General features: G+C 69.2%; 23 protein-coding genes and 4 pseudogenes. 14 read left to right on the top strand and 13 right to left on the bottom strand.

Annotated features, from left to right (window positions below; genetic code table 11):
• On the bottom strand, positions 1–232 hold a 232-nt coding region (locus tag AC5L3Z_RS28990; protein WP_494846481.1), incomplete at its 3' end, for a cold shock domain-containing protein.
• A 124-nt stretch (positions 233–356) separates the two neighbouring features.
• On the opposite strand from AC5L3Z_RS28990, the gene AC5L3Z_RS28985 reads away from it, so the two are divergent.
• A complete protein-coding gene (locus tag AC5L3Z_RS28985; RefSeq protein WP_494846479.1) occupies positions 357–728 on the top strand; it encodes a hypothetical protein in 372 nt (123 codons plus the stop codon).
• Positions 729–807: 79 nt separating this feature from the next.
• Positions 808–1,431, top strand: a complete 624-nt coding sequence (locus AC5L3Z_RS28980; protein WP_494846477.1) for a DUF1963 domain-containing protein — start codon at positions 808–810, stop codon at positions 1,429–1,431.
• An 85-nt stretch (positions 1,432–1,516) separates the two neighbouring features.
• Here AC5L3Z_RS28980 and AC5L3Z_RS28975 read toward each other — a convergent pair whose 3' ends face one another.
• On the bottom strand, positions 1,517–2,122 hold the full coding sequence (locus AC5L3Z_RS28975; RefSeq protein WP_494846475.1) for a YdeI/OmpD-associated family protein: 606 nt from the start codon (positions 2,120–2,122) through the stop codon (positions 1,517–1,519).
• A gap of 259 nt (positions 2,123–2,381) precedes the next feature.
• Between AC5L3Z_RS28975 and AC5L3Z_RS28970 the strand changes: the two are divergent.
• Both AC5L3Z_RS28970 and AC5L3Z_RS28965 read left to right on the top strand, forming a co-directional pair.
• Positions 2,382–2,435 (top strand): annotated as a pseudogene (locus AC5L3Z_RS28970) (hypothetical protein); the annotation flags it as partial.
• A 115-nt stretch (positions 2,436–2,550) separates the two neighbouring features.
• Positions 2,551–3,060, top strand: coding sequence for a transposase (locus AC5L3Z_RS28965; protein ID WP_494846473.1), 510 nt, complete (start codon positions 2,551–2,553; stop codon positions 3,058–3,060).
• 46 nt (positions 3,061–3,106) lie between these two features.
• On the opposite strand, the pseudogene AC5L3Z_RS28960 reads toward AC5L3Z_RS28965, so the two are convergent.
• Together AC5L3Z_RS28960 and AC5L3Z_RS28955 are read right to left on the bottom strand one after the other, a co-directional pair.
• Positions 3,107–3,905 (bottom strand): annotated as a pseudogene (locus tag AC5L3Z_RS28960) (IS5 family transposase).
• Between the two features lie 102 nt (positions 3,906–4,007).
• Positions 4,008–4,910, bottom strand: a complete 903-nt coding sequence (locus tag AC5L3Z_RS28955) for a hypothetical protein (protein WP_494846472.1) — start codon at positions 4,908–4,910, stop codon at positions 4,008–4,010.
• A gap of 737 nt (positions 4,911–5,647) precedes the next feature.
• On the opposite strand from AC5L3Z_RS28955, the pseudogene AC5L3Z_RS28950 reads away from it, so the two are divergent.
• Positions 5,648–5,935, top strand: a pseudogene (locus tag AC5L3Z_RS28950) (transposase); the annotation flags it as partial.
• On the top strand, positions 5,841–6,305 hold the full coding sequence (locus AC5L3Z_RS28945) for a transposase (RefSeq protein WP_494846483.1): 465 nt from the start codon (positions 5,841–5,843) through the stop codon (positions 6,303–6,305). The pseudogene AC5L3Z_RS28950 and the gene AC5L3Z_RS28945, both read left to right, overlap by 95 nt.
• Here AC5L3Z_RS28945 and AC5L3Z_RS28940 read toward each other — a convergent pair.
• A pseudogene (locus AC5L3Z_RS28940) lies at positions 6,300–6,596 on the bottom strand (transposase); the annotation flags it as partial. The gene AC5L3Z_RS28945 and the pseudogene AC5L3Z_RS28940 overlap by 6 nt on opposite strands.
• A 916-nt stretch (positions 6,597–7,512) precedes the next feature.
• On the opposite strand from AC5L3Z_RS28940, the gene AC5L3Z_RS28935 reads away from it, so the two are divergent.
• Together AC5L3Z_RS28935 and AC5L3Z_RS28930 are read left to right on the top strand one after the other, a co-directional pair.
• Complete coding sequence (locus tag AC5L3Z_RS28935) at positions 7,513–8,187, top strand: cytidylate kinase family protein (RefSeq protein ID WP_494846470.1); 675 nt, start codon at positions 7,513–7,515, stop codon at positions 8,185–8,187.
• Positions 8,188–8,324: 137 nt separating this feature from the next.
• A complete protein-coding gene (locus AC5L3Z_RS28930; RefSeq protein WP_494846469.1) occupies positions 8,325–8,768 on the top strand; it encodes a DUF6086 family protein in 444 nt (147 codons plus the stop codon).
• 125 nt (positions 8,769–8,893) lie between these two features.
• Here AC5L3Z_RS28930 and AC5L3Z_RS28925 read toward each other — a convergent pair whose 3' ends face one another.
• The 5 genes from AC5L3Z_RS28925 to AC5L3Z_RS28905 form a co-directional block, all read right to left on the bottom strand.
• On the bottom strand, positions 8,894–10,138 hold the full coding sequence (locus AC5L3Z_RS28925; protein WP_494846468.1) for a hypothetical protein: 1,245 nt from the start codon (positions 10,136–10,138) through the stop codon (positions 8,894–8,896).
• Positions 10,139–10,502: 364 nt separating this feature from the next.
• The gene (locus tag AC5L3Z_RS28920; protein WP_494846466.1) at positions 10,503–10,853 is read right to left on the bottom strand and encodes a hypothetical protein; all 351 of its coding nucleotides are present in this window, start codon (positions 10,851–10,853) and stop codon (positions 10,503–10,505) included.
• Between the two features lie 294 nt (positions 10,854–11,147).
• The gene (locus tag AC5L3Z_RS28915; RefSeq protein ID WP_494846464.1) at positions 11,148–12,617 is read right to left on the bottom strand and encodes an ADP-ribosylglycohydrolase family protein; all 1,470 of its coding nucleotides are present in this window, start codon (positions 12,615–12,617) and stop codon (positions 11,148–11,150) included.
• A 112-nt stretch (positions 12,618–12,729) separates the two neighbouring features.
• Positions 12,730–12,885 carry a hypothetical protein gene (locus tag AC5L3Z_RS28910; protein WP_494846463.1) on the bottom strand — a complete coding sequence of 52 codons (156 nt, stop codon included), beginning with the start codon at positions 12,883–12,885 and terminating at the stop codon, positions 12,730–12,732.
• 359 nt (positions 12,886–13,244) lie between these two features.
• On the bottom strand, positions 13,245–14,105 hold the full coding sequence (locus AC5L3Z_RS28905; protein WP_494846461.1) for a DUF4352 domain-containing protein: 861 nt from the start codon (positions 14,103–14,105) through the stop codon (positions 13,245–13,247).
• Positions 14,106–14,706: 601 nt separating this feature from the next.
• Here AC5L3Z_RS28905 and AC5L3Z_RS28900 point away from each other — a divergent pair.
• From AC5L3Z_RS28900 to AC5L3Z_RS28880, 5 genes are all read left to right on the top strand, one after another.
• On the top strand, positions 14,707–16,065 hold the full coding sequence (locus AC5L3Z_RS28900) for a M28 family peptidase (RefSeq protein ID WP_494846459.1): 1,359 nt from the start codon (positions 14,707–14,709) through the stop codon (positions 16,063–16,065).
• 216 nt (positions 16,066–16,281) lie between these two features.
• Positions 16,282–16,728: an ankyrin repeat domain-containing protein gene (locus AC5L3Z_RS28895; RefSeq protein WP_494846457.1), complete on the top strand. Its 447-nt coding sequence runs from the start codon at positions 16,282–16,284 to the stop codon at positions 16,726–16,728.
• Between the two features lie 388 nt (positions 16,729–17,116).
• A complete protein-coding gene (locus AC5L3Z_RS28890; protein WP_494846455.1) occupies positions 17,117–17,380 on the top strand; it encodes a hypothetical protein in 264 nt (87 codons plus the stop codon).
• A complete protein-coding gene (locus AC5L3Z_RS28885) occupies positions 17,355–17,636 on the top strand; it encodes an FAD-dependent oxidoreductase (RefSeq protein WP_494846453.1) in 282 nt (93 codons plus the stop codon). Before AC5L3Z_RS28890 ends, AC5L3Z_RS28885 begins: the two co-directional genes overlap by 26 nt.
• Before the next feature lie 550 nt (positions 17,637–18,186).
• Positions 18,187–18,558, top strand: a complete 372-nt coding sequence (locus tag AC5L3Z_RS28880; protein WP_494846451.1) for an ArsR/SmtB family transcription factor — start codon at positions 18,187–18,189, stop codon at positions 18,556–18,558.
• A 562-nt stretch (positions 18,559–19,120) separates the two neighbouring features.
• Here the strand turns inward: AC5L3Z_RS28880 and AC5L3Z_RS28875 are convergent.
• Positions 19,121–20,176: a TRM11 family SAM-dependent methyltransferase gene (locus tag AC5L3Z_RS28875; protein ID WP_494846450.1), complete on the bottom strand. Its 1,056-nt coding sequence runs from the start codon at positions 20,174–20,176 to the stop codon at positions 19,121–19,123.
• Positions 20,160–21,059: a hypothetical protein gene (locus AC5L3Z_RS28870; RefSeq protein WP_494846449.1), complete on the bottom strand. Its 900-nt coding sequence runs from the start codon at positions 21,057–21,059 to the stop codon at positions 20,160–20,162. Before AC5L3Z_RS28870 ends, AC5L3Z_RS28875 begins: the two co-directional genes overlap by 17 nt.
• Positions 21,060–21,732: 673 nt before the next feature.
• Between AC5L3Z_RS28870 and AC5L3Z_RS28865 the strand changes: the two genes are divergently transcribed.
• Positions 21,733–22,602 carry a hypothetical protein gene (locus AC5L3Z_RS28865; protein WP_494846448.1) on the top strand — a complete coding sequence of 290 codons (870 nt, stop codon included), beginning with the start codon at positions 21,733–21,735 and terminating at the stop codon, positions 22,600–22,602.
• A gap of 255 nt (positions 22,603–22,857) precedes the next feature.
• Here AC5L3Z_RS28865 and AC5L3Z_RS28860 read toward each other — a convergent pair whose 3' ends face one another.
• Complete coding sequence (locus AC5L3Z_RS28860; protein WP_494846447.1) at positions 22,858–23,250, bottom strand: VOC family protein; 393 nt, start codon at positions 23,248–23,250, stop codon at positions 22,858–22,860.
• Positions 23,251–23,460: the final 210 nt, after the last annotated feature.

Here is a 23,460-nt window from a genome sequence, read left to right as displayed (position 1 = left end):
GGGTGATGTCGAACTCCACCTTCTGATTCTCGTCGAGGCTGCGGAAGCCGCTCGCCGAGATCGCGGAGAAGTGGGCGCGCGATCGCCTGACATCGGAGGGGCGCCGTGAAGCAAGGTCAGGTGCGCGCTCATCGGCTGGACCGGACGGCGCCTGGCTCAAGCGATCGTGACGCTCCGCAGCGCACGGTCCGCGGCAGAACAGTGAACTCAGGAAGGCCGCGCCAATCGTCATGACGTGAATCTGGCCGTCCGCGAGGAGGCTCGCCCGTGAGCCTGATCCGTGACCGCGCGCACCGCTCGGGCCGTACCGCGTCGCTGCTCGTAGCGACGCCGTACCCGGTCGGTACGGTTACCGCGTGGAGAACGCCCGGCCATCGCGGTTGCCCAGCGCACTCTTGATCTCGGCCATGTGCCTGATCGGCATCTGCGGGCTGCCGGCCGCTGGGTTCTTCGTGCTGGTGGGCATCACGGATGACGCGGGCTTCAGCCCACCCCTCGTGATCGGGGTACCGGCACTCATCGCGTATCCCGTGGCGGTGTGGCTATGGCTGCGGGCTCGACGGCCGAAAAGTGCCGGGCGGGCTTGGCTGCTCGCCACGCTCGGCCTGCTGCTCGTCGTGGGCACCTCATTCGTTCCGGTGGTGATTGTCGGGTCGGCACTGGTCGAAGAATGGCAGGAGACCCAGCCCGGTGGGCGTGGCTACCAGCCTCCCGCCGCCCCCCGGTGAGCAGACGCTCCGCCCCTGGTCTTGTTTCGAATGCGCTCCCTGCCCTCCTGCCCAACCTGTCCGCCCGTAGCCTGCTCTCGTGGTGAAGCTGATGACCTACGCCGGTCCGGCAACGGACGACGCCTCCGGGACTCGCACGGGCGGATTCCCGCACGTACCGTCCGAATTCGAGTGGCCGCGGTGCCGGGAATGCGCGGGAGCTATGCAATTCCTGGCGCAGGTCAACCTGGCGGACGTGGAGCCAGGCAGGGTCGGCCTGCTCTCGGTCTTCATGTGCCAGAACGATCCCGGCATGTGCGACGAGTGGGATCCCAGCGCCGGCGGCAACCGAGCATTCATTTTTCTTGCCGACGCCGCACATACCCGAACCCCACCCGGAGATGGCATCACGCTGCTCGACGAAAGCTGCGCGGTCGAGTTCGAGGAGATCGACGCCGAGGAGTACCTGGACGCTCCCGAGCGCTGGCACCGGCGAAGCGGCCGGCCTGTGCGGGAGGTCCTGGGCCAACTTGGTGGCCAGCCCGCCTGGCTGCAGAACGACGAGACGCCCAGGTGTAGCAACTGTGCGGAATCGATGGCTCTCGTCGTGCAGCTTGAGGAAGGCCACGATCACCGCACCTCGATCAACTTCGGCGGCGGCGGTTGCGGCTACGCCTTCTACTGCCGAGCATGCGCGACGGCCGCATTCCTGTGGCAACGCTGAGCGGTCCACATCGTAGGCGGCGCCAAGGTTGGGCACCGCCGGCCGCCCCCGCCCTGCGGAGTACACATGATCATGAGGATGTCGATTACGGCAAGTTCGGAGGCTTGGCCTTCTGCGGGTAGATCGTCTCGTGCCGGGCCAGCATGGCAACGAACTCGCCGATCTTCCGCTCGCGGGTCTGCGCCCGTTTGACGGCATTGACGCGGTGGATGAGAGCGAACCGGTTGGTTTTGGTGAGTACGTCGAACATGGCCTGGGCGGCGGGGTCGGCAGCGATGGCGGCGAGGAGGTCGGCCGGCACCTCGGCTTCCGACGGCGGGGCGTAGGCGGCCGCCCAACGCCCGTCCGCCTTCGCGGCTTCTACCGCGACGCGGCCTGGGGGCAGCATTCGCCCCTGCGCCTCCAGCCGGGCCACGTGGGCGACATTGCGTTGTGACCAGGAACTGCGGGGCCGGCGAGGAGTGAACCGGATCCAGGAGGTTTCCTGATCCCGTTTACGGGCCTGCCCGTCGATCCAGCCGAAACACAGGGCCTCGTCGACCGCCTGCTGCCAGGTCAGCGTCGTGACTGTGCCGCCCTTCCTGGTCAGGGCCAGCCAGACACCGGGCGACGTGGAGTGGTTGGCCGACAACCACGCGCGCAGCGCGTCGGCGTCCGCGACGATCAGCTCATCCAGTTCGGCGCTCGTCATGACGGCAGGCTATCGCCGCGCCGGTGCCGCAGCCTCTGCCTGTGGGCCAGCCCGACTCGCCGGCGGGACGCTCAACCGCTTGCCGTCGACCCATACGATGCGGCCCATGCCGACTGGGATCGGGTTTACCACAGCGACCGGATGATCTCTATACCCTGCGCTACGTCGTCGCCAGCGGCATGTCCGTGGTTGGCCTCCTCCCGCTCTGCAGCAAGCACCACCTGATGACCTGCGGGAGATCGTCAACGCGATTCTGTACGTGGCCCGCACGGGTATCGCCTGGGGATACCTGCCGCACGACTTCCCGCCGGCGAAGACGGTGTACGACTACTACGCCAAGTGGGAGACCGACGGGACCACGCAGCGGATCCACGACGTGCTGGGAGCGGGTTCGGGTTGCTCGGGGTCGTCGTGGGAGCCCGTCGGCGGTGGTCCTGGACTCGCAGAGCGTGAAGACCTCCAGCAACGTCGGCGAGTCCAGCCAGGGAATCGACGCGGCGAAGAAGATCAAGGGCCGCAAGCGACACATCGCCACCGACACCCTCGGCCTGCTCCTGGCAGTGATCGTCACCGCCGCGTCGGTGCAGGACTCCACCGCCGGCCGGCACCTGCTCGACACCGTCTCCGCGGACCATCCACCAGTGGTCAAGGCGTGGGGCGACGGCGGCTACAACACCGCCGTACGGGCACACGGCGCCCGGCTCGGCATCGACGCCGAGCGCGTACCCCGCCACGCCGGGAAAGGCTTCCACGTCCAGCCCCGCCGGTGGGTCGTGGAACGGACCTTCGGCTGGCTGATGCAGCACCGCCGACTCGTGCGTGACTACGAAACCCTCCCTCAACGCACCCGGGCGATGATCCATTGGGCCATGGCTAACACAATGAGCCGCTACCTCACCGGAGAATCCACCACAACCTGGCGAAACGAAACCACCTAATCGGACCAACCTCACCAAGCGAGATCAGACGCCCTCTTAAGAGGTCCTAACTCTTTGAGTGTTGGAGTCGGCGCCAGCAGATGATGGCGCAGGCGAGGGTGAGGAATGCTTCGTGGATGTCGTCGCGGATTTCCCAGCGGGTGCGTAGGCGGCGGAACCAGTGCAGTAGGGCGATGGTTTGTTCGACGACCCAGCGTCGGGTGCCGAGTCCGGAGCCGTGGCCGGTGCCGCGTCGGGCGATGACCGGGGTGATGCCTTTGGCGCGTAGCTCGCGGCGGTAGCAGTCGTAGTCGTAGCCGCGGTCGGCGTAGATCCGCTCGGGTCGCTGTCGTGGTCTGCCTCGGATGCCCTGATTCGGGGGATCTTGTCGACCAGGGGCAGTAGTTGGGTGACGTCGTGGCGGTTGCCGCCGGTCAGGCTGACGGCGAGGGGAATGCCGCCCGCGTCGGTGATGACGTGGTGTTTCGAGCCTGGCTTGCGGCGGTCGACCGGGCTCGGACCTGTTTTGGGCCGCCCTTGAGCGCCCGGATGTGGGAGCCGTCGATCACCGCCCGCGACATGTCGAGCTGCCCGGCGGCCCGCAGCTTGCCCAGCAGCACCTCGTGCAGCCGTTGCCAGACGCCGGCGTCGTTCCAGTCCCGCAGCCGGCGCCAGCAGGTAATGCCCGATCCGAACCCGAGTTCCTGGGGTAGATACTCCCACGGGATCGCGGTGTAGAGCACGAACAGGATCCCGCACAACACCTTGCGGTCATCCAGCGGCTTGCGGCCAGGGAACCGGTGTCGCCGTGGTGGGCGGGGTGGCAGCAGCGGTTCGATTTCGGCCCACAGGTCGTCCGAGACGATCCACGGCGGCTGCTCACTCCTCCTCACGTTCAGACAGAACAATCCTCACGTCCCGAGGAAACGCCCAACATCATTTCGTTAGGAGCTCTTAGTGGCATTGCATCACCTCTCAGCGTGGCGTGCATCTTGCCCTGTGCCGCCCTGCTTGGCTGAGTCTGGCGCACTCCTAACTCTCGCGACATTGGGGCTTGGCACGGTCGTCGCGAGCTCAGGTTCCGGTTGCCACGGCGACGGTGCGGGGTGCTGCGCCTCGAGATCTTTACTGGGCAGTCTATTCAGCAGGTGCTGCGCTTGGTGGTCCGCCATACGTGTGATGACCTGCTGGCCATAACCGAACAGTAGCGCGTATGCCAGGATCTGGCGTTGACTGTCTAGATTGGAAAGTCCCGGCACGAAGCCGCCGGCCAGCAGCAGGATTCCGATTACACTTGTGAGTGCACCCGCCGGCGCCTTCAGCACGGCAAGGGCGGTTGGGACGCCGAAGGGTGTAGACGTACCTCGCAAGCTGCAAATGGCCATTAACGCGCCGAGACCTCCGCCGACTGCACCGAGGGCCGCGACGATCAGCACGTCCCCGCCCTTCGGTACGCTATGGTACCCGCTCGGGCAGACATTCTTTCCCTGTGGCGTCTGCCCGGTGGTCGCTTCGAAGCATAGGGGTATCGCCTTCGGCGACAGGCTCACCGCCGCGACCAGGATGCCGGTGAACAGCGTAAGGGCGATGGCGGTCAGCACGATGACATTCCGGAAGTCGCGCACTCGCACATATTCATCGTCGGAGGCTTCATACGCGTTCTCCATAGCCTGTTTAAGCGCGGCTCGCCGCACTGCGGCGTCGGGGCTACGGAGGGTTTGATGGGTCTCGGTCCGCCGTGGGTCGTCGCGGTCAAGAACGAGCGCGATGCGGGCCGACACGTCGGGGATGAGTGCATCCACCTCGGCCTGCGGCAGCAAATCGACGAGGAAGATCTTCGCCGAATGCAGGTTGCGGTAGGCACGCTCCACCGAAGCGCCCCGCCAGCGGTCGAGGATGCTGCGCCGACGATGCCACCGGCCGCTGCTTCGGTGGCAGGCGGCGCGAGCGGCTGCCAGGTGGTAGGCGACCGCCTCCGCGCTCGGGCTCCTCGGATTGCCCGCTGTTGCTGTCGCATCTGCCGTACGTACCCGGTGTTCGACATAGTCTGCCTCAGTGGCGGCGAAGATGGCCCAATGCTCTGGCCAGAGGGACGCTCCTGCCGAGCTTTCCTCTGTCATTGGCCGATCCCCCATCCCTACCGGTTTGCCGCTTGCCCCTGGGCCGATCTTCGGCCCAACCTGACGTTTGGTGTGTTGCTGGTGGCACCATGATTATGTCGCGCCGGCGTCGGTGCAGGCATCGAATTCCCGACTCGGACGGCAGGATCCGAACCGATGCCGCCTGGACCCAGGGCGTTGCGCTGGATCGCTGTACGCTATGCCGGCCCGTTCGCCGCCCCAAGCGTCCGAACCGCAGCCGCAAATCCGCGGTCTCCTTTGAAGATCGGCGCAGATCGAGTGTCGTGGTAAACCCCGATGGCAGACCGAATGGGGAAACCATCGCGGACGCATGGTGCCGTAATCAGGGTTCGGGTCATCGATGCGCAAACCCGCATCACGACCCTCGCCGGAGCGGCGGCCGCAACGCCGGCGAAGGCCGACCGGGGGTGCTCGTGGTTGAGTACTGAGCGGCCGCGGGCAAGGCCGGCTATGCCGACGACCTGAGCGTGACGAACCTGCGGACCGCCGGGCTAAGAGATCGTTTTAGTTTGAGTTCGGTGTTCGCTTGTGGTTGGTGGCGTTGGTCTGTAGATCGGTGGGCTGTGCGTGAGAAGGAGATCGTTGACGGGTTGTGGGAGCGGCTGGCGCCGCTGATCCCGGCTCGTACCCGCCGGTTCCGCTACCCCGGGCGGTTGGCTCGTGACGACCGGGCTGCCTTGGCGGGGATCTTGTTCGTGTTGCGGACCGGGATCCCGTGGCAGCAACTGCCAACCTCGGCGTTCGGGGTGTCCGGATCGACGTGCTGGCGGCGGCTTGCCCGCTGGCAGGAGCAGGGCGTGTGGCAGCGGCTGCACGAGGTGCTCCTGGCCGAACTGCGTGCCGCCGGGGCCCTGGACCTGGCCTACGCGGTGGTCGACGCCTCCCACGTGCGCGCGCTCAAAGGGGGGACCATGTCGGGCCGAGCCCGGTCGATCGCGGCCGGCCCGGCAGCAGCACCACCTGATCACCGACACCGCCGGCACACCTTTGGCGGTGACTCTGACCGGCGGGAACCGCAACGACGTCACCCAACTCATCCCCCTGATCGACGCGATCCCACCCATCCCCGGCCGCCGTGGCCGACCGCTGCAAACTCCACAACTCAAAATGAAACGACCTCTATGAGCAGCTGGGCTTCACCGAGACCGGCCGCAACATGCGGAGGCATATGGTTGCGCAGGCCAGGGTGAGTAGGGCTTGGTGGATGTCGGGGCGGTGTTCGTAGCGGGTGCGCAGCCGTTTGAAGGCGTGCAGCCAGGCGAAGCTGCGTTCGACGACCCAGCGTCGTTGGCCGAGGCCGGAGCCGTGGGCTGTGCCGCGGCGGGCGATGACGGGGGTGATCCCGCGGGCGCGGACGAGGTGGCGGTACTTGTCGTGGTCGTAGCCGCGGTCGGCGTAGATCTTGCGGGGTCGCCGTGGCCAAAGACCTGTGACCGATCCGCCCGACCGCCCGGCTTCTCGACCTCCTGCGACCCGTCGGAGGTGCCGGTAGTGGACTCGTGCAGCTCCGAGGTCGTCTCCGTGTACAGCGACCAGGCTCGGGGAGTCGGCACGCTACAAACTCTGACCGACCCAGAAACCAACCACTGGGGTGGTGGGAAGAACCCGGAGTAAGAGCTCTGGGCCGGCGTCCTTAATCACGCGGCCCTGGACGCGCTGCTCTCCCAGATTCGGGCGGTGCCAGGGCGCTACCGCCAGCGGGTACAGGTGTTCCTGATGGACCAGGAAGAGTCCTACTTCCGGCTGTACATGTTCCGCGATGGCACCTGGAATCAGTACGCCCCGCTGCCGCCCCCGACGCCGATGATCAGCAGGCCTGGTGAGCCTCACCGAGTACGGCGGTGCACTCGACACGAAGGTAGCCCTCGGTCGGCGGCAGATGTGCGCGCCACAGGGAACTGGGCACGGCCATGGCGACATTGCACCCGCGCCGCCGTGCGGACAGGGACCGGTTTCAGCGTTCGACGCGCCGGAAGTCGCTTCGGAAGACGCCATACTGGGCGGGCGTCACCCAGGGTTGGGTGCCGGTCGAGGTTCTTACGGGCCCGATCGTAGGGCATGGTGGTTCACGGCTCGGCGTGGCGGGCGGCGATCTGTACGACCCGCGCGGCTGACGCCGACGTCGAGCATCGCCGTCACGATCGTGTGGCGCAGCATGTGAGGGTGCATCCTCGGCATCCGGAGTCCTGGGACCTGGGCCAGGTGCTTGAGTCGGCGGGTGGCCTTTCGCATGCGCAATCTCGCTCGCTCGGGCATTGGCAGGCACGAAAGGGCTGGCGCGCATATGTCGGCCCGACACGGCGACCTTCGCGAGACCAGGACGGGACAGGACATGGACCAAGGCATCCGCGACGAGATGCTCGGCCGCCTGGCCGAGGCGGTCGGGTCCGTCACAGTCGCACACCCGAAGCGGGTTGCCATCGACGGACCGCCCGCCGCCGGCAAGACCACCCTCGCCGACGAGCTGGCCGTCGTCTTGCGCGAACATGGCCGCGACGTCATCCGCGCGACGATCGACGATTTCCTCTTCCCCCGGGCACAGCGCTATCCGCGCGGCGAGTACTCGGCCGAAGGGTGCTACCACGACACCCACGACTACGACGCGCTGAACCGGGTTCTGCTCGATCCGCTCGGCCCGGGCGGAGATCGACGCTTCCAACACGCGGTCTACGACCGCACCGCGGATACTGCACTGTCCCCGCCGGTCACGACTGCCTCAGCCGACGCCGTGCTGGTCTTCGACGGCGTCTTTCTCATGCGCCCGGAACTGATTGATCGGTGGGACCTGCGCATCTTCGTGTCGACGGCACTCGACAAGACCGTGGATCGTGCCGTGCTCCGAGAGCGCCGGGTGTCATCTCGGGCCGAAGTCGAACGGCGCTGGCGCGAGCGTTACATCCCCTCCCAACAGTTCTACTTCGCTACGGTCCGCCCGACCCATCACGCCAACATCATCGTGCACAACGACGAGCCCCACCTGCCGGTCTGGGAGACTCGAACACACTGACCGCACCCAATTCGGCGCGACCGCGTTCGACCTCACCTGCATCGTCCGGTCGACGGCAGAAGGTAAGCCGATCTCGGTTCTCGCCCGGCCGGGGGGCCGCTGTGGCGATGCGTATGCCCGGTGGCTTGGGTCAGCGGATGACCATCCGTGATCATGGCGACATGAGTCAGTACTTTCAGGTGGGCGACCTGGTCCTGTGGAACCCTTCCAACTGCGTGGCCGCGTTGTTCGTCCGTACCAGCGAGGCGGTCACTGCGCTGGTAGGCGTGCCGACCGGCATCAGGCCCACGCGCGCCGACGAGTACGACATCGAGCTGGACGCGTTCGTCGGGTTCGTGGATGCACTGGTCGTGCAGTACAAGTCCTCAAGCCATGCGATCCTCAGGTCCTTGCTGGAAGGCTTCATCGCCACCGCGCTCGTACTGGTTGACCGTGCCGGCCGCGACGTGCCCTCACTCCGAGACACTGCCACGCTGGACCCGAGGGACGTCTCAGTAGGCTCCGAGGGAATCCGCCCGCTGGGCGACCCCCAGCGCCTGTACGAGCTCGCTGACGCGCACGCCGCGGCCATGCCACGTTGACCAGAGCCCATGGTCATGCCGTGCCACCGGCCGTCTCCTGACGCGATCGAGCGGACGAGGACAGGCAGTCGAGCAGGCGGATCGGTCCTGGCCTCGTCGCGAGGCGCCGCAAATCCCATCTTCGCTCAGCTGAGCCGAGCGTCGGCGGTGGCGCGTACCTCCGGGGTCTCCATCGGGTCGTCGCGCAGGTAGCTCAGCTGGTTGCGGGTCATGTCGTCCAGTGGCGTGTGCTCGGCGGCGAACTGCCGTACGTCGCTCTCGCAGTCCCACAAGCCCTCAATGAGCAGCGAGTCCGTGTTACCTGGGTCGAGTGCTGTGACGGCGCGCAAGTGCGCAGCCCGCTCGAAGGTGTGCGGGCTGAACCAGGCGTGGCGGAGTCGGGGTACTGCGGCTTGAGCAGCTGGTCCGCCGATCCGAGCGATACCGGCGGCAAGGGCATCGTATCCACAGCGGTCTTCGGTTCTGCCGTCCAGCCAGTCCCAGGCGGCGAGCAGTGCCGGAAGGTCCGAGTCGTCACCGTGCTCGGCCAGCACCAAGCTGGCGGTCCAGATCATCGGGTGGACCGGGGGCGTGGCCCAGGCGCGGGCCAGTGGGAGGGCCTGGGGGCCGAGCATCCGGATGGCGCGGCCAAGCGGGCCGTGGAGTTCTGTCGCGGGCAGCTCATCCACGAGCGGCAGCAGGCCGGGCTGCGGCCCTTGGAGGTTCAGCTCGCGCAGAGCAACCTTCTGCTGTTCGGCGCTGCTGGTGCGAAGCGCCGTCAGGAGGTCTTCGGTCGACTGCTGCTCCAGTGGCCGTCTCGGCGTCGATCGCGGCGGGAACTCCGCGACTCCGGCGGCGAGCTGATCGTCCACGGCGGCCCAGTCTCGCCATGGCCGGCTGCGCCAGAGCACCCCGTCCGCGTGGTTACGTTGCCCGAGCCGCGTCCGTGCTACCGGCAGCAGGTCGTCCCACAACTCGCGGGGCCAGTCTCCGGCGATCGCGTGCAGCACGTCGACCCAGCGAGGGCCGTCATGGACGTACCGCCGCAGTCCGTCGATCGCGGGCCCGTCGCCTGCGCGGCCCAGTGCCTCAAGTACCTCCAGGGTGTTGTCGAACGTGTTGTCATCATCGTCGACGGCGTTCTCATGGAGCAGGTTGAGCAGTGGAGGTACCGGCAGCGCAAGATCGCGGACCAGGCGGGCCAGGTAGACGGCGCGCTCGTCGACCAGCCAGTCCCAGCGGTAGTCCCGCTTCACGCACGCCAATACGGCCTGTGGCGCTGCCGGATCCTGCAGCGCGCGGTAGGCGCCGCGGCCGAGTCCGCGCTGAAGCGAGCCGGTGAGGGTTGTTGGGCTGTCGTAGTACCAGACCGGCTCTGTCGCTTTGGTCATCGTGGCCGGGACGCCCCTCCTGACGGGAACGCGAATCGTCGGCCACCGTACCCACGACACCGCACATCCGCGACAGACTTCCGGACGCTCGTCGTGCAACGTCAGAAACGCCTGAGCCGGAGACCGCTGCGCCGCCGGCACCGCTGGTAACGAACCTGGCGTTCGGGGCCCTGAGCGACGCCTGTTCTTCACCACCGCCCGTTCGACGGCGCCGAGTTATCCGGGGGGTTCACGGCGGAGATCGGAGTGTGCGGTCTGCCGCCAGCCCGGATCGCCGCCGGACCGTCGTAGAAGGGGACTCCCCCGGTTCCCCTCATAGTTCTGCTGCCGAGGGCCTGGTGCCCACCGTCTGGGTGAGTAGCTCTCATTGCTGCTCTGGCGGGTAGGCCGCGTAGACCCTCTCGCGCTCCCGGCGAGCAGCCCTCTTCGGGTCGGATTGATCGTCTTCTGGGCGGTAGGTTGTTAACGACTCGTAGAAGCCGGAGCTGGGGAGCCGATTGGGGCCCGCTTTTACGACCAGGACCGGCAGGAGCACATGCTTCTCCGCCCACGAGCGCTCACCGACTGCGATCAGCGTCGCGACCATCGAGTGGCCCCGACGCGAGAGCCCAGGGACCTCGTCGCTCAAGGCGGAGTACGACAACGTGCGGCGTTCCTCGGCGACGCGCTTGAGGACCGAATACGCGGCCGCAACGACGGTGGGGTTCGGTTTCACTGGCTCTCCCTCTCGCAAAACAGGTGCAGTGACAGATCGTTGCGCCAGGCGGGCACGCGGGTGCCGTTGGCTGTGGTCCGGTGCCGTTGGGCGCGGTTGACTGCCGTGAGCGGGCCCGATTGCCTCCCTCCCGCTCCCCCGATCCTGGGCCGGTGGGCAGGCGAGCCGACTCAGCCGCACCAGGGGTTCCGGCAGTTTGTGCGGCCGCTCCGATCATGGGTGGGGCCATAGTTCCGGCCTTGCCTGCTACACAATTCTCGACCGTCTGTGGCCTACAGCTGCGGGCGTGACCTGTCACAGCTGTTCGACGACCTGCCGCAGTTCCGGGTTGAGTGTCCAGCCGTGCGTGTCGAGCAGCCCGCGCAGCTCGGCCAGCGCGGAGCGCGCCGGTATGCCGGTGGTCAGTGTTGTGTAGCGGGCGGCGACCGCCGGCGTGCGGCTCTGACCGGCGGCGCAGTGCAGCAGCACCACATGGCCCTCCTTGCGCAACTCGAGCACCATCCGGGCGGCCTGATCGACCACGAAGTGCGGCTGCGCATTGGCGCCGGGCTGGTCGACCAGCCACACAGACACCCTGTTGGCGACAGCCACGTCGTCGAAGTCGTCGCAGCCGACGCGGCACAGGGAGACCACCGCGCCGGCGCCCGCCGCGGCCGCGTCGGTGTGGAGGTTGCCGAGGATCACCCCGGGGTCGTGCGGATGCGCCAGCATCAACGGCGCGACCGGTTGCCGTGGCGCGCGGGCGCCGCCCGGCCATCCGCCCTGGCGGGCCTGGCCGCCTTGGGCCGTCAGCACGGCCAGGCGGATCAGGTCCGCCGCGCGTTGGTTCGGCCAGCCGTGCACGATGCGCTGCCACCGCAGGGGCACCGCGGAGGAGCCCCACCGGGCGCCCAGCAGTGCCCCGGCGATCGCCGCGACAGTGTCGGTGTCGTCGCCGACGCGCACCGCCGCCGTCAAGGCGCGTTCGAGGTGCTGGCAGGGGAAGCTGCCGTGGGCCGGATTGTGGTTTGGGACGTCGGTGTGGGTGATCGCCGACCAGGCGGCCTGCAACGCGGCGACGACGAATCCGTTGGGACGGAACTGCTCCGGCGGCTCGGACTCCGCCTCGGCCAACCAACTCGCCCACTGGTCGCGGCGTTGCGCGGGTAGCAGGTCCAGACCCTCGCGTACCCCGTCGAAGGTCCCGTCGAGAACCGCCCGGCGGATCCCCGCGCACCACAGCACACACGCATCACCGGCCAGGAGGTCGTGATGGGTCAGCTCACTGACCGCGCGGGCGGCCTCGGCGAGCGCCTCCGGCTGGCCGAGATAGGCCAGCGCCACCGGCGCCGTGCGCATCAGAGACCCGTTACCGGCGCTGCGGCCGGTACGCCGGTGCAAATCCACGGCTGCGTCCCGCATCGCCGCGGCGATGCCCGCTCCGCTCAGGTGGGAGACCGCGGCGAGGACCTGCCGGGTCTGTGCACCGATATCGCTGGCGCCCTCCCGTCTCCACCGAAGGAAGTTCCCGGCGATGCGGTCCAGGGCGTCGCTGCTGCGCAGATCCGCCCCGGTGGCGGAGACCTCCGCGATGCACACCGCCATCTGGGTGTCGTCGCTGTACTCACCGGGCGCGTACGGGCCGAGCCCACCGCCGCGCATCTCGGGCTGTTCGCCGGCCGCAAGCGGCGGTTGAAACTCGTACGGCACGCCCAACGCGTCACCGCCTGCCGCCGCGAGCAGAACACCCGCAGCCCGGTCGCTCTGGATCGCGTCCAGCGGCACAGTCCCTGCCATCAACTCCCCCACTCTCGCAACCCCACGTCCTCTTGGCGGTCGCCACCGTCATAGAGCCGCCGGCCACTATGTCCGCCGGGTACGACGTTTTGTACGCCGCTCAGGCGTACCAACTCGGCTGACCTACGGGCGCTTGTCCGCCTTCGGGTCCAAGAAGGGAGGCGGGCGCGAACGTCTCGGCAGGACGGTGCTCGCGCAGCTCGATCCACAGCATCGCCTCGGGCCGCTCCGGCGTCGGGCCGATGAAGGTGCCCACGCCCGCAGCGGCCACTTGGTCGCAGCCGGTCGGATGTCCGGCGTGCTGCAGGGAATCACTACCTCCACGGGGGTACCTCACGCCCACAGTGCCGCCCATCTGCTTGAAGTAGTACGCGGCGTCGCAGGTGTCCGGGTCAGACGTCTTTGTCCTAGCCGCCGGCGTAGCTATCCAAGGAGGTGTCGCACGGTGCCGCCCAAGCCGGTACGGGCTTGGGCGGCACGGTCCTCAACTGCAGCCCTCAAAGTTGCTCGGCAACGCCCGGTACTCGGGTCGCCCACGGCTCTGGCTATCTGGGACAGCCCCGGAGGACTCGGGGGCTCACTTTCTTCGTCAGGTCGCGCTTGCCAGCCGGTCGGTCAGAGGGTGACGACGGCGTCCTTGGCGAGGGTGAACAGGCCGGCGTCGAACGTGATGGTCTTCAGCTTCGTGCCCTTCGGCACGTCGAAGTAGACGTTCGCCTTCACCGAGTTGCCCGGGTTGATCTCGTCGAGGAAGCCCTTGGCGTCGTTGTTGTCGTAGATGGCGGCTTCCCCGTCGACGTCGAACTCCCGGCCGGCGGCGTCCTGGGCGGTGATGGTGCCGTCGGCGTGGAACAGGTGCGAGCTCTTGGTGACGTTCCTGGCGGTCACGCTGACCCGGCAGAAGGTGCCCTGCGCCTTGTGGTTGAAGTAGCTGCTGCCGACCCGGGAGATCCCGCACTTCACGCTGTTGACGGTGAACTCGAAGTCGCCGCCGCGCACCGTGTCGCCGATGCCGAAGGTCTTCGGCTTGGCCGGAGCCGGGGCCGGGGCCGGGGCCGCGGTCGTCTTCGCCGGCGCGGGCGCCGGGGCCGACGTGGCCGGCGCCGCCGCGGCCGGGGCGGAGGTGCTGGTGGTGACGGCCGGGATGTCGCTGCTGGCGGACACGCCGGTCTTCTTGCCGCTGTCGCTGGCCAGGCCGATCACCATCGACCCGCCGCAGCACAGCACGACGGACGCACCGACGCCGATGAGGGTCGGGATCAGCCAGGGCCGCTTGCGGGCAGCAGGCGCCACCGGCGTGCCGGGCTGCTGCCATCCGCCGGGCGGCGGCGGGTACTGGCCGGGCTGCTGCGCGAACTGGCCGGGCTGCGCCGGGTACTGCCCGGCGGGCACCGGCGGGAACTGGGCGGTCGGCGGCGTCGGCTGCTGACCCGGAGCCGGCGGCTGGTGCTGGCCAGGGTCGTTGGGGGTCGTCATTGAGTGGTGGTCTCCCAGGTTCTGAATTCGCGCCGCCCCGTACTGAGCGCAATGTTTCCAACGTTGTCATGGTGATTTCACCGGCACAGTCCTCCGGCCGTACCGTCGTATACGCCGGTCAGCTGGGAAAACACCCGATTCGATGACCGAAGCTGGACGTTGCGCCGCAGGCTGTTCACGCACCGGCGGCGTCCCAAAGGGTCGGACATCGCCGAGCGGCAGCGGCAGCGGCGGCGGCACGTCGCGCACCGATAGGTCCAGCCACGGGCGCACGTACCACACCCCGGTGGCGCCAGCGCCAATCTCGAAAGCAGTGTCCACTTCGTCGCGACAGGTAGGGCAACCGAGCCCACCCGCGCCGACCGCGTCCAATCCCCCGGTCTGGCCGACCGGCCTGGCCAGGGCAGCTGCACGGCCGGTGACGACCGCCGAACGGATCTTTGGACTGTTCGCGAATAGGGGATACGTTCGAGTTTCTGTGAGCCCGGTCACCCACCGGTCGACCAGGCTTCGCAACGGATCAGGAGGAGCCATGACCAACGGCGGCTATCCCGCTACACCCTCGACCGACTCCGTTCCGTCCAGCGTGAACCGACGACGGATGCTGACGATCGCCCTCGGTGGCGCTGCCACCGTAGCTCTTCCCGCACCGGCCTGGGCGGCCACCGACCAGCGCCCCGGCGCCTACCGTCCGCCGGCGCTCACCCCGGACGACCGAAAGATCATCGCCCAGGTGTCGGCCGAGCGGGCGCTGTCTCACCTGCGTGTCCTCAGCGAGGACATCGGACCGCGCATCGGCGGCACAGCGTCCGAACGCCGCGCCGCCGACTACATCGCCAAGGAACTGGACCACCTGGGGTACGACGTCCGGCTGGAACCGTTCGCCGTGGCGGACAAGTTCCTCGCCCAGATCGCCTCGCCGGCCGGACTGCCCACCGACCTGAACTGGCAGGCCGGCGCCTCTCCGCACGCCGCGCTGGACACCACGGTCAGCGGCGACGTGGTGGACGTGGGCGCGGGCGCACCGGAGAACTACCCCGCGGACGTTACCGGCCGCATCGTGCTGGTGGACTACGTGGCGGCGCGGCGCGAGCAGCTGGTCGCCACCGCTCTGACCCGCGGGGCCGCCGCCGTCGTGTTCCTCGCGGCCGACGGCGTGCCGCCCCGGCGGACCGCGGCGTTCTCACCCACCCTGCCGGGCTCGGCCAGCTCGCCAGTGCCGATCCCCGTGGTCGGGGTGGCCCAGGCGCAGAAGGAGCGGCTGCGTGGCCTGCTCGCCGCCGGCCGGCTCACCCTCACCGTCGCCACCTCCGCGCACCGCGGCCTGACCTCGAACAACGTCATCGCCGAGCGCGCGGGGCGGTCAGGCGCCGGTGGGCCGGTGGTCATGGTCAGCGCCCACTACGACACGGTCATCGGCGCTCCCGGCGCCAACGACGACGGTTCCGGCACGGTGCTCTGCCTCGAGCTGGCCCGTGTGCTGCGCGCGATCCCGGTCGAGGCCACTCTCCGGTTTGCCCTCTGGGGCTCCGAGGAGCAGGGGTTGCTCGGTGCCCGCCACCACGTCCGCCAACTCGCGCAGGCCGAGCGGGACCGGTTCCTCGCGGTGTACCAGAACGACATGGTCGCCACGAGCTGGGACCCGGCGACCCGTTACTGGCTGCTCTCCTTCACCGGCCAGTCCAACCGGGCCACCGACGAGGTGGCGGCAGCGGCCGTGCGCCTCGGCTACGACCCGCGGATCTCGCCGGTGACGCAGCGCGGCTCCAGTGACCACCAGGCCTTCCAGGAAGTCGGCATCGCCAGTGCCAACTTCTCCTGGCGTGGGGAGGAGAGTCCGGCGCTGCTGGAGCCGCCGTACCACACTCCAGAGGACACCATCGCCAGGAACATCAGCCTCGAGCGGCTCCAGGTGTCGCTCGAACTGATCGGTTGCGCCACGTACGCCACCGCCCGCTGAACAACCCTGCGGTGGCGACGGAGCTGGCGCCACGGCCGAGGGCACGACGCTGACGGGCGCCGCACCAGGGAGGTCCCTGGTGCGGCGCCCGTCGCACGTGCGGCGGGCGACCCGCTCGTCGTGCGCTACCAAGGGCACCGTCCACGTCGCGGCCATCGCCGAGTGGCTCTGAAGGTGCCAGCCGCCGAACTACACGACTTACCTACCCTGAGGACTGTGAACAACCGACAGCGCAAGAAGCTCGCCAAGCGCCTGATGGAGGCGGTGCTACGCGAAGACGCAGCGGTCGCCAGCGCCCTCCTGCGCGTCGGAGCGGACCCCAACGTGGCCGACCGCGAGGGCACGACCCCGCTCTACCTGGCATCCGTGCAAGGCACGGTTGATCTCGTGCGGCTTCTTCTAGCCGCCGGCGCTGCGCCGGACACCGAAAGCGGGCACGGCCAGGAGGGAACGCCCCTCTGCGCTGCGGCGGCCTGGGGATACACCGACGTCGTGCAAGAACTTCTCGCCCACAACGCAGACCCGAACCTTCGCGAAGACCGCGGGACCGGCTACTCGCCGCTGGACTGGGCGCTACGAGGCGACCACTCGCAGACAGCCGATCTGCTCTTGACCGCTGGCGCCCATTCCACCGCCGCTAAAACCCGGCCACACACCATGTAGCCGGCCGCTGAGCCCTGCTCGCCGACAACGCCAACCTGCACGAACGCGCCCGCGCACTGCAGCGGCGCAACAACGACCTCGAAGCTCGCCTGTCCGAACTGCTCGGCGTCAAGCGGCCAAGTGCAGCGCCTTCGGCCTCCCTCGATCTCACGGACACCCAGGCCGAACTCGAAGAACAGCGTCAGCAGGAGCTCGACCTGCAACGCGCCCTTGAGCATCGCGACGAGGTCCTCGTCGCGGCCCGGGATGAGACCCCGTCGCCACGTCACCTGCTCCGACGGCTCGACCGGCCGCCTACGACCTCGTCCTCGGCACCGATGGCATCGGCTCCACCATCCGCAACCACACGTTCGGCGAGGGTCACCGCCGCCCGCTGGGCTACGGACTGATGACCTTCATCCTCGACAACGCCGGCGCCCTGTGCGAGCACGCCGGACTCACCCCGCACGCCGTGCACGAATGGTTCCTGCCCGGCCGCTCCATCGAGCTGACCAGCCTCGATACGGACACCATCGCGGCGATCTTCGTCTACCCGTCGCTACCCGACCACCCTGTTCCCGCCCCCGCGGGCCGGCCGGCGGTGCTGGCCCCAACGTTTCGCCGCCGCGCCACCAGCCGTCGCCGCCGTGATCGGCGCCGCTACCGACCCTGACTTGATCGACTGCGACGACCTCGCCCAGATCGTGCTGCCCGCCTGGCACACCGGCCGGGTCGCACTGCTTGGCGATGCCGCCCACGCCTTGGGCCCCATGCTCGGCGCTGCCGGCAGCAAGGCCATGCGCGGCGCCCACACCCTCGCCCATTACCTCGCCGCCACCCCCGCCGGTCCACCTCCTACGAGACCGACCTGCGCCCTGGCGTCGATCACCTCCAGAAAGCCATCCGGCACATGGCCTCACTCGCCCTGACCGACAAGAAGGCCATCGCCGCGCTGCGCACCGCCCTGTTCCGCTACCTACCCGCCAACCTCGTCGTCAAGATGCGCTCCGCCCCACCACCCGCACCACCGCCACAACTGCAGACAACGCCCGCTAATCCGAACCCGAGGTGCTCGCTCACCGGCCCGCTACAGCGTCGCGCGAGCCCCCACCCGGCAGCGGGCTGGACTCGGCCCGGAGAAGACGCAGGGAACTTTAAGAGTGCCGCCACGGTCCGCTCGGCTGCGACTGGCTGTCGAGGATGAGGTGATCCAGCCGGCGCGGCGTAGGCAGTAGCCCGCCAAGCCCGCCTGTCCATCGACAACCACCACGTCACATGAGCCGGGCATGCTCGGCGCCTGCCTGCTTCCCTCCCCCCTCCCTCAGATCATCGTGCCGAGTGGCCCAAGATCCCGACAACCTCGGCCCATGCAGACACTCGCCCGTCCGGCGACACGGCCGGGACGGGTTGCTCCCTACCCGCGAATTGACGGTGACCCGATCCTGGATCCGCCGGCCGATTGATGGTGTTGGTGGAACGATGGAATACGTGGGAACTGCGAAACCAGCTACGCCTGCCATCTCGCCGCTTGCTGGCGAGCCGATTAAGCGTGCCGATGCCGAGCGGCTCGCGAACGTGCTGAAGGCATTCGCCGACCCGGCCCGGCTGCGACTGCTCAGTCTGATCCAGAGCGCTCCGGAGGGCGAGGCGTCCGTGAGTGACCTCACCGCGCCGCTTGGTCTCTCCCAGCCGACCGTGAGTCATCACCTTCGGATCCTCACCGAGGCCGGCCTGCTCGAGCGCGAGAAGCGCGGCGTGTGGGCGTACTACCGCCTGGTGCCGTCCGCGATCACGGCGATCGCCGACCTGTTGACGCCGCCCCGTAAGCGGGCGACGAAGAAGGCACGCTAAGCGGCGCTGTCGAAGGCCGGCGCCGGTAGCCCCGCCGTAGGTCGGCAGATCCAGGACGCGCCTATCCACCGCACTCTGCGGCTGCTGAGCTGTCAGATGGGCAGATCGCGGAACGCGGGGATCAGCCGGGCGACGGCGTCGCAGCAGCTCACGTTGCTCGGCCGCGGCAGGGTGGCGACCCTCCGGCGTGCTGGAAAGATCATCTATAGCGGGCCGGCCGCGGCGCGTCCTCATCGTGCTGACCCAGCTGCCGGTGAGGCGGAAGGGATCGCCGTAGCCGGTGAAGGAGTACGTGCGGGGCCCCGCTTTCTGCGTTCACTCACTGCACCTCCCGGTGCCAGCCAGGGTGGGCAGGTGGGTGACGGTCGGGGACATGGGCAGGTCCACCGCCAGCAGCCGGACGCGTCGCGCGCGCGTGGACTGCCGGGGCACCATGGACGGGCTGGGCATGACCGTCGGCTCTAGGAAGCCCTCACCTTCGATGTGCTGCGCTTGGGGGTGATGGTCAGCCTCGGCGAGCACTCCGTCAGGCATTCCACGCCCGCGAGCCTCTCACCGCGGCTCATCCGGCCTGCCCCTTGGGGATAGGTGAGGCTCCCGTCTCCCTATCCGGCGGGCACGCCGACCGGCCATGAGAGCCCGTGGGTTGGCCGGAACTCACGCAGTGCTCCGGGCGGTGGAAGATCAGCACGTCCTCGTGGGTGATCAGGTGCAGGGGTGTGCCGGCGGCGCGGGCCTTGCGCACGGCCTGGAGTTGGAAGAACGACGGGCGGGCGACGAGGTGTCCGTCGCGGACTGCCGCGAGCAGCGCGACGCACCGCTCGGTCGGGATCAGGCCGGCGCGCGTGCCGGCGGCGATGACCGCGCTGGGCAGGTCGACCAGCTGTCCGTTCTTGCGCCATGGTCGGGCGGTGACCACCACGGTGCCACCGGGACGCAGCAGGGTCGCGCAGCCGGTGAGGATCTGCTCGAAGCCGTCGGTGAGGCCGGTGAGGTCGCGGTAGGCGAGGTTGCCGCGGTCGGTGCCGTCGTTGTAGGCGTTGTCGAACTTCGCCACCCCGTCGGCGCCGGGCCGGACGAGACCGTGCACGGTTGGCCCGTACGGCGGTGAGGTCACGACCAGGGTGACCTGCCCGGCGAGCGCGGCCGGCAGCAGGGACCGCAGGCGGGTGGCGTCGCCGCGGACCACGGAGGCCCGCCCGGTGGCGCCGTGGTGCTGGGCGTGGGTGATGTTGGCGTCGGCGATGTTCGACCAGCGGGGCTCGTACTCCACGCCGATGGCGTCGCGGCCGGCGTGGATGGCCTCGACGAGGGTGGTGCCGATTCCGCACATCGGGTCGAGCACGAGGTCGCCGGGTTGGGTGTAGGCGTGCACGGCGTGCGCCGCGATCGCGGGGAGCATGCGGGCGGGGTGTTTGACCGACTCGGGCACGTAGCGGCCGCGGCGTTGCACCGGCCCGGTCTGCTGGGCGGTTGCCCACACCGACAGGCCGTCGGGCCCGTCCGGTGCCCGGTGGCGGCCAGGGTGGTCGCGGTGCTGGCCGTGGTGGGTGTCGTCTGCCGCGCTGGTCGGCTGGTTCGGGTCGGTGGGGTGGGGGGTGTCAGCCACGGCGATCACCGCCCTCGCGGCGGCGCTGCCTCGGCGGTGGCCAGGACGTGGCGGGGCTGAACACGAGCAGGTCGGCGTGCACGCGCAGGTGCGCCACCGTCCACGGGTGGTGGGCCTGCTGGGCGAGGGTGAGCAGTTCCTCGTCGGTGACGTGGTAGACGAACGCCTCGCTGTCGGTGTCGGCGGCGACGGCGACGATGTGCTGCAGGTAGCCGAGGCCGACTGCTGCGGCGGCGGTGGCCACCGGGGTGAAGTCCTCCGGGCCGATGCTCGCGGCGGGGGCGGTGACGACGAGGACGAGGCAGCCGCCGGGGCGCAGCAGCCGCGCGCACGCGGTCAGCAGCCACGCCAGTCGGATCCTGTTGGTGGTGTCGGCGGGGTCGAGGGGCCAGCAGGCCACGACCAGGCTGGTCGCCTCGGCGAGGGATGCGCGCCCGGGCGAGGTGGTGGCCTCGTCGGTGGGCAGGTCGGGGTCGGTGAGGTCGTCGCCGAACCAGGTGCGCATGTCCGGCAGGTCGCCGCTGTCGTCCTCGGGCAGGGCGGCCGGGTCGGGGCGGGTCGGCGGGGTGGCCGCTCCGATGATGAGGCTGGAGGCGTCGGTGAACCAGCCCGGGTGGTGCCGGCGGGCGCCGGTAGCGCAGACGCCGGTCAGGGCGTGGTCGCCGGTGAGGTCGACGACGGCCTCGCCGGGGCGGCTGTAGGCGGCGACGAGCCGGTAGGCCAGTCGAGCGCCGATGGTGCGGCCGGTGTCGGCCGGGCCGCGGGCGGTGCGCCACACGGTGATCGGTACCGGCGGGTCGCCGGTGACCAGGTCGATCAGGGTCGGGTCGACGTCGTGCGGGTCGACGCTGTGGGCGGGCTCGGGGTAGTGCTGCGGCGTGTGCTCGCTCATGTGGTGTCGGCTCCGCGCCGCGCCGTGATGCGCTGACATCCTCAAACCGGTGTTTGTCAGCTGTGGCGGACACCCCCCGGCACTGGCACAGCTCTGACAGCGCCAGCGCTGCGGCCGATGACGTTGATGCGTGGGTCGGCGCGGTGAGACCGGCGCCTCGTGTCAGGGCCTGCATGTCAGGTCTGCGGCGGTCATGCGGTGTGGTCGACGACAGTGCCGGACGTCGTGTCATCCGGCGATGTCGCTGTCAGTCGCGGCCGCCGTCGGTGGCCGCGGTGACAGAGACGGTGCCGCCGTGCAGCTGTCAGGTTGGCGGTGTCTGACAGCGATGGGCTGTCCGACACGGCCGTGGCGTCACGGCCGGGTTGTCAGATGGCTGTCAGACCCCTCGCGAGAGCGCGGCAAGGCTGTCAGATCCACGGGCACGGCCGGTGCCATGAGTGCGCTGGCGGTGTCCAGGTGCAGGCCAAGGCCAGTTTGTCAGACCGCTGTCAGAGTCGGCGCCGGTGGCCGCCGTTGTCTGTCAGGTCGGCGCGCCGGCGCGCGGACACGGTGTCATCCATGCTGCTGCCCTGGGCTGTCAGAGGTCTGCGAGGTCGCCGTGGCGCAATCGGTGTCTTCCGCGCCGGGTGGCACCGCTCCGGCGTGTCATCGACTTTGACATGGAGTGGACATGACCGTGTCTGACCCGGACTGGCCCGACTCGCCGCTGGACGCCGTCGACGCCGCCTTCACGGCGCTGACCACCGGCCCCGACCCGATGACACTCGACCTGGACACCCTCGGACCTGACACCGGCTTGCCGGCTGGTGTCATGACACTTCCGGCGCTGCGGGACTGGATGCTGCGCCATCCCCGCGACTACGCCGCCCGGGACGCGGTGTGGCGGGACCTGGTCCGCCGCGCCCGCCTGGACGGACCGTCCTGGGTCATCGCGGCGGTGGCGATGGCGATGCCCGCGCTGCGTCGGCACGCCGGGCAGCTGCACGCCGGGTGGTCCGGTGACGCCGCCGACCTCGACGCCGAGATCCTCACCGGTTTCCTCACCGCCTTGCGCGACCACGTCGACCTGGCCAAGCCCGCCCCGCACGCGGCGCTGTGTATGGCCGCGTGGCGGGCCGGACACGAACTGCTGCGACGCACCGGGGACGCGGTGCCGGTGGAGGACCTCGAGCGCGTCACCGGCCCCCGCACCCCGCACGTCCCTTACGGCCATCCCGACCTGCTGGTGCGCCGTGCCGCCCGTCTGGGCCTGCTCGAGCAGGTCGACCTCGAGCCTTACATCGATCTGCGGCTCGGGCGCCGGGCGATCGAACCCATCGCCGCGCGGTTGGGCATCACCGCTGATGCCCTGCGTAAGCGGATGAGCGGAATCGACGGACGCCTCGCCGACGCCTTGGCCAAGGGACTGCTCACCAGCGTCGTGTCCCCCACGGTCCGCGAGTACTTGCGGCACCAGTCAGTGCATCGCACGCGGACCCGCACCGGCCGCGCCGCCACCCAGCCCCCGCGGGCGGCGTCCCGGGCGGCCACTGCTGCCTGACCCGCACCACATCCCTGCGGCGGGGTCCGACCATGGCGGTCGGATCCCGCCGCTGGCGGGTTCGGCGCTGGCCTTGATGCGATCCGGCGTATATCAACGCGAACCGTCCGGCGCACGTTCCGACGCTGCGTCACATGGCTGCGGCGGAGACGCCCCGCACGTATTCGTGAGGCACTCTATTGGCCGATGAGCGGGTACCTCGGGGCTGGTACGGGGCCCGTGAGCAGCACCGTGGCCTTCGTCTGCGCGGCTTGATCAGCCGAGCTGAGTTGGTGTAGCCGTGGCCTCCCAGGTGGTCAGGCAGAACGGGTGGCCAGCCGGGTCGACGTAGACATAACACTGTTCGCTGTTGGGCTGGAAGTCGTACTTTGTTGCTCCGGCAGCAAGCACGCGGGCCTCGGCGGCGTCTCGGTCCACGACCATGAAGTCGAGATGCATCATGATCGACGAGGTGGGGTCGGGCCAGGCAGGTGGCGTATATCCGGGCACAGTCTGGAAGTTGATCCGCCCGGCCGGGCTCAGCACGCATGCCCAGCCGTCCCCGGCGTGCGTCAGGGTTCCGCCGGTGATGCTGGCGTAGAACTCCGCCAAGCCGACGGCGTCCGGGCAGTCCAGAGTGACCGCGCTGAGCCTGATCTCGTCGGACATGTCGCCTCCTGTGGTCCGGGCCGGCGCCCGCACCGATACGACGACCAGCACGAAGGCGCGCTCGACACTGAACGACGTAACCTAACGCACAACACGTTGGTCGAGCACGCTGATCTGCCGCGTGCCGCGCGGCCATCCGGTTCTGCCGCCGAGCGTGCGCGCCGGACTGAGTGGAGCGTCACGCGGCGTGACAACGATGCGAGCCGCTCT

It is taken from the genome of Micromonospora sp. LZ37 (genome assembly GCF_059359015.1).
This window is presented reverse-complemented; position numbering and strand designations above follow the sequence as displayed.

Coding starts and splice junctions, on each gene's coding strand:
- AC5L3Z_RS28975 (WP_494846475.1), bottom strand. CDS start 2,122: ATGACGAGCGCCGAACTGGATGAGCTGATCGTCGCGGACGCCGACGCG.
- AC5L3Z_RS28935 (WP_494846470.1), top strand. CDS start 7,513: ATGGACCAAGGCATCCGCGACGAGATGCTCGGCCGCCTGGCCGAGGCG.
- AC5L3Z_RS28930 (WP_494846469.1), top strand. CDS start 8,325: ATGACCATCCGTGATCATGGCGACATGAGTCAGTACTTTCAGGTGGGC.
- AC5L3Z_RS28925 (WP_494846468.1), bottom strand. CDS start 10,138: ATGACCAAAGCGACAGAGCCGGTCTGGTACTACGACAGCCCAACAACC.
- AC5L3Z_RS28905 (WP_494846461.1), bottom strand. CDS start 14,105: ATGACGACCCCCAACGACCCTGGCCAGCACCAGCCGCCGGCTCCGGGT.
- AC5L3Z_RS28900 (WP_494846459.1), top strand. CDS start 14,707: ATGCTGACGATCGCCCTCGGTGGCGCTGCCACCGTAGCTCTTCCCGCA.
- AC5L3Z_RS28890 (WP_494846455.1), top strand. CDS start 17,117: ATGACCTTCATCCTCGACAACGCCGGCGCCCTGTGCGAGCACGCCGGA.
- AC5L3Z_RS28880 (WP_494846451.1), top strand. CDS start 18,187: ATGGAATACGTGGGAACTGCGAAACCAGCTACGCCTGCCATCTCGCCG.
- AC5L3Z_RS28870 (WP_494846449.1), bottom strand. CDS start 21,059: ATGAGCGAGCACACGCCGCAGCACTACCCCGAGCCCGCCCACAGCGTC.
- AC5L3Z_RS28865 (WP_494846448.1), top strand. CDS start 21,733: ATGACCGTGTCTGACCCGGACTGGCCCGACTCGCCGCTGGACGCCGTC.
- AC5L3Z_RS28860 (WP_494846447.1), bottom strand. CDS start 23,250: ATGTCCGACGAGATCAGGCTCAGCGCGGTCACTCTGGACTGCCCGGAC.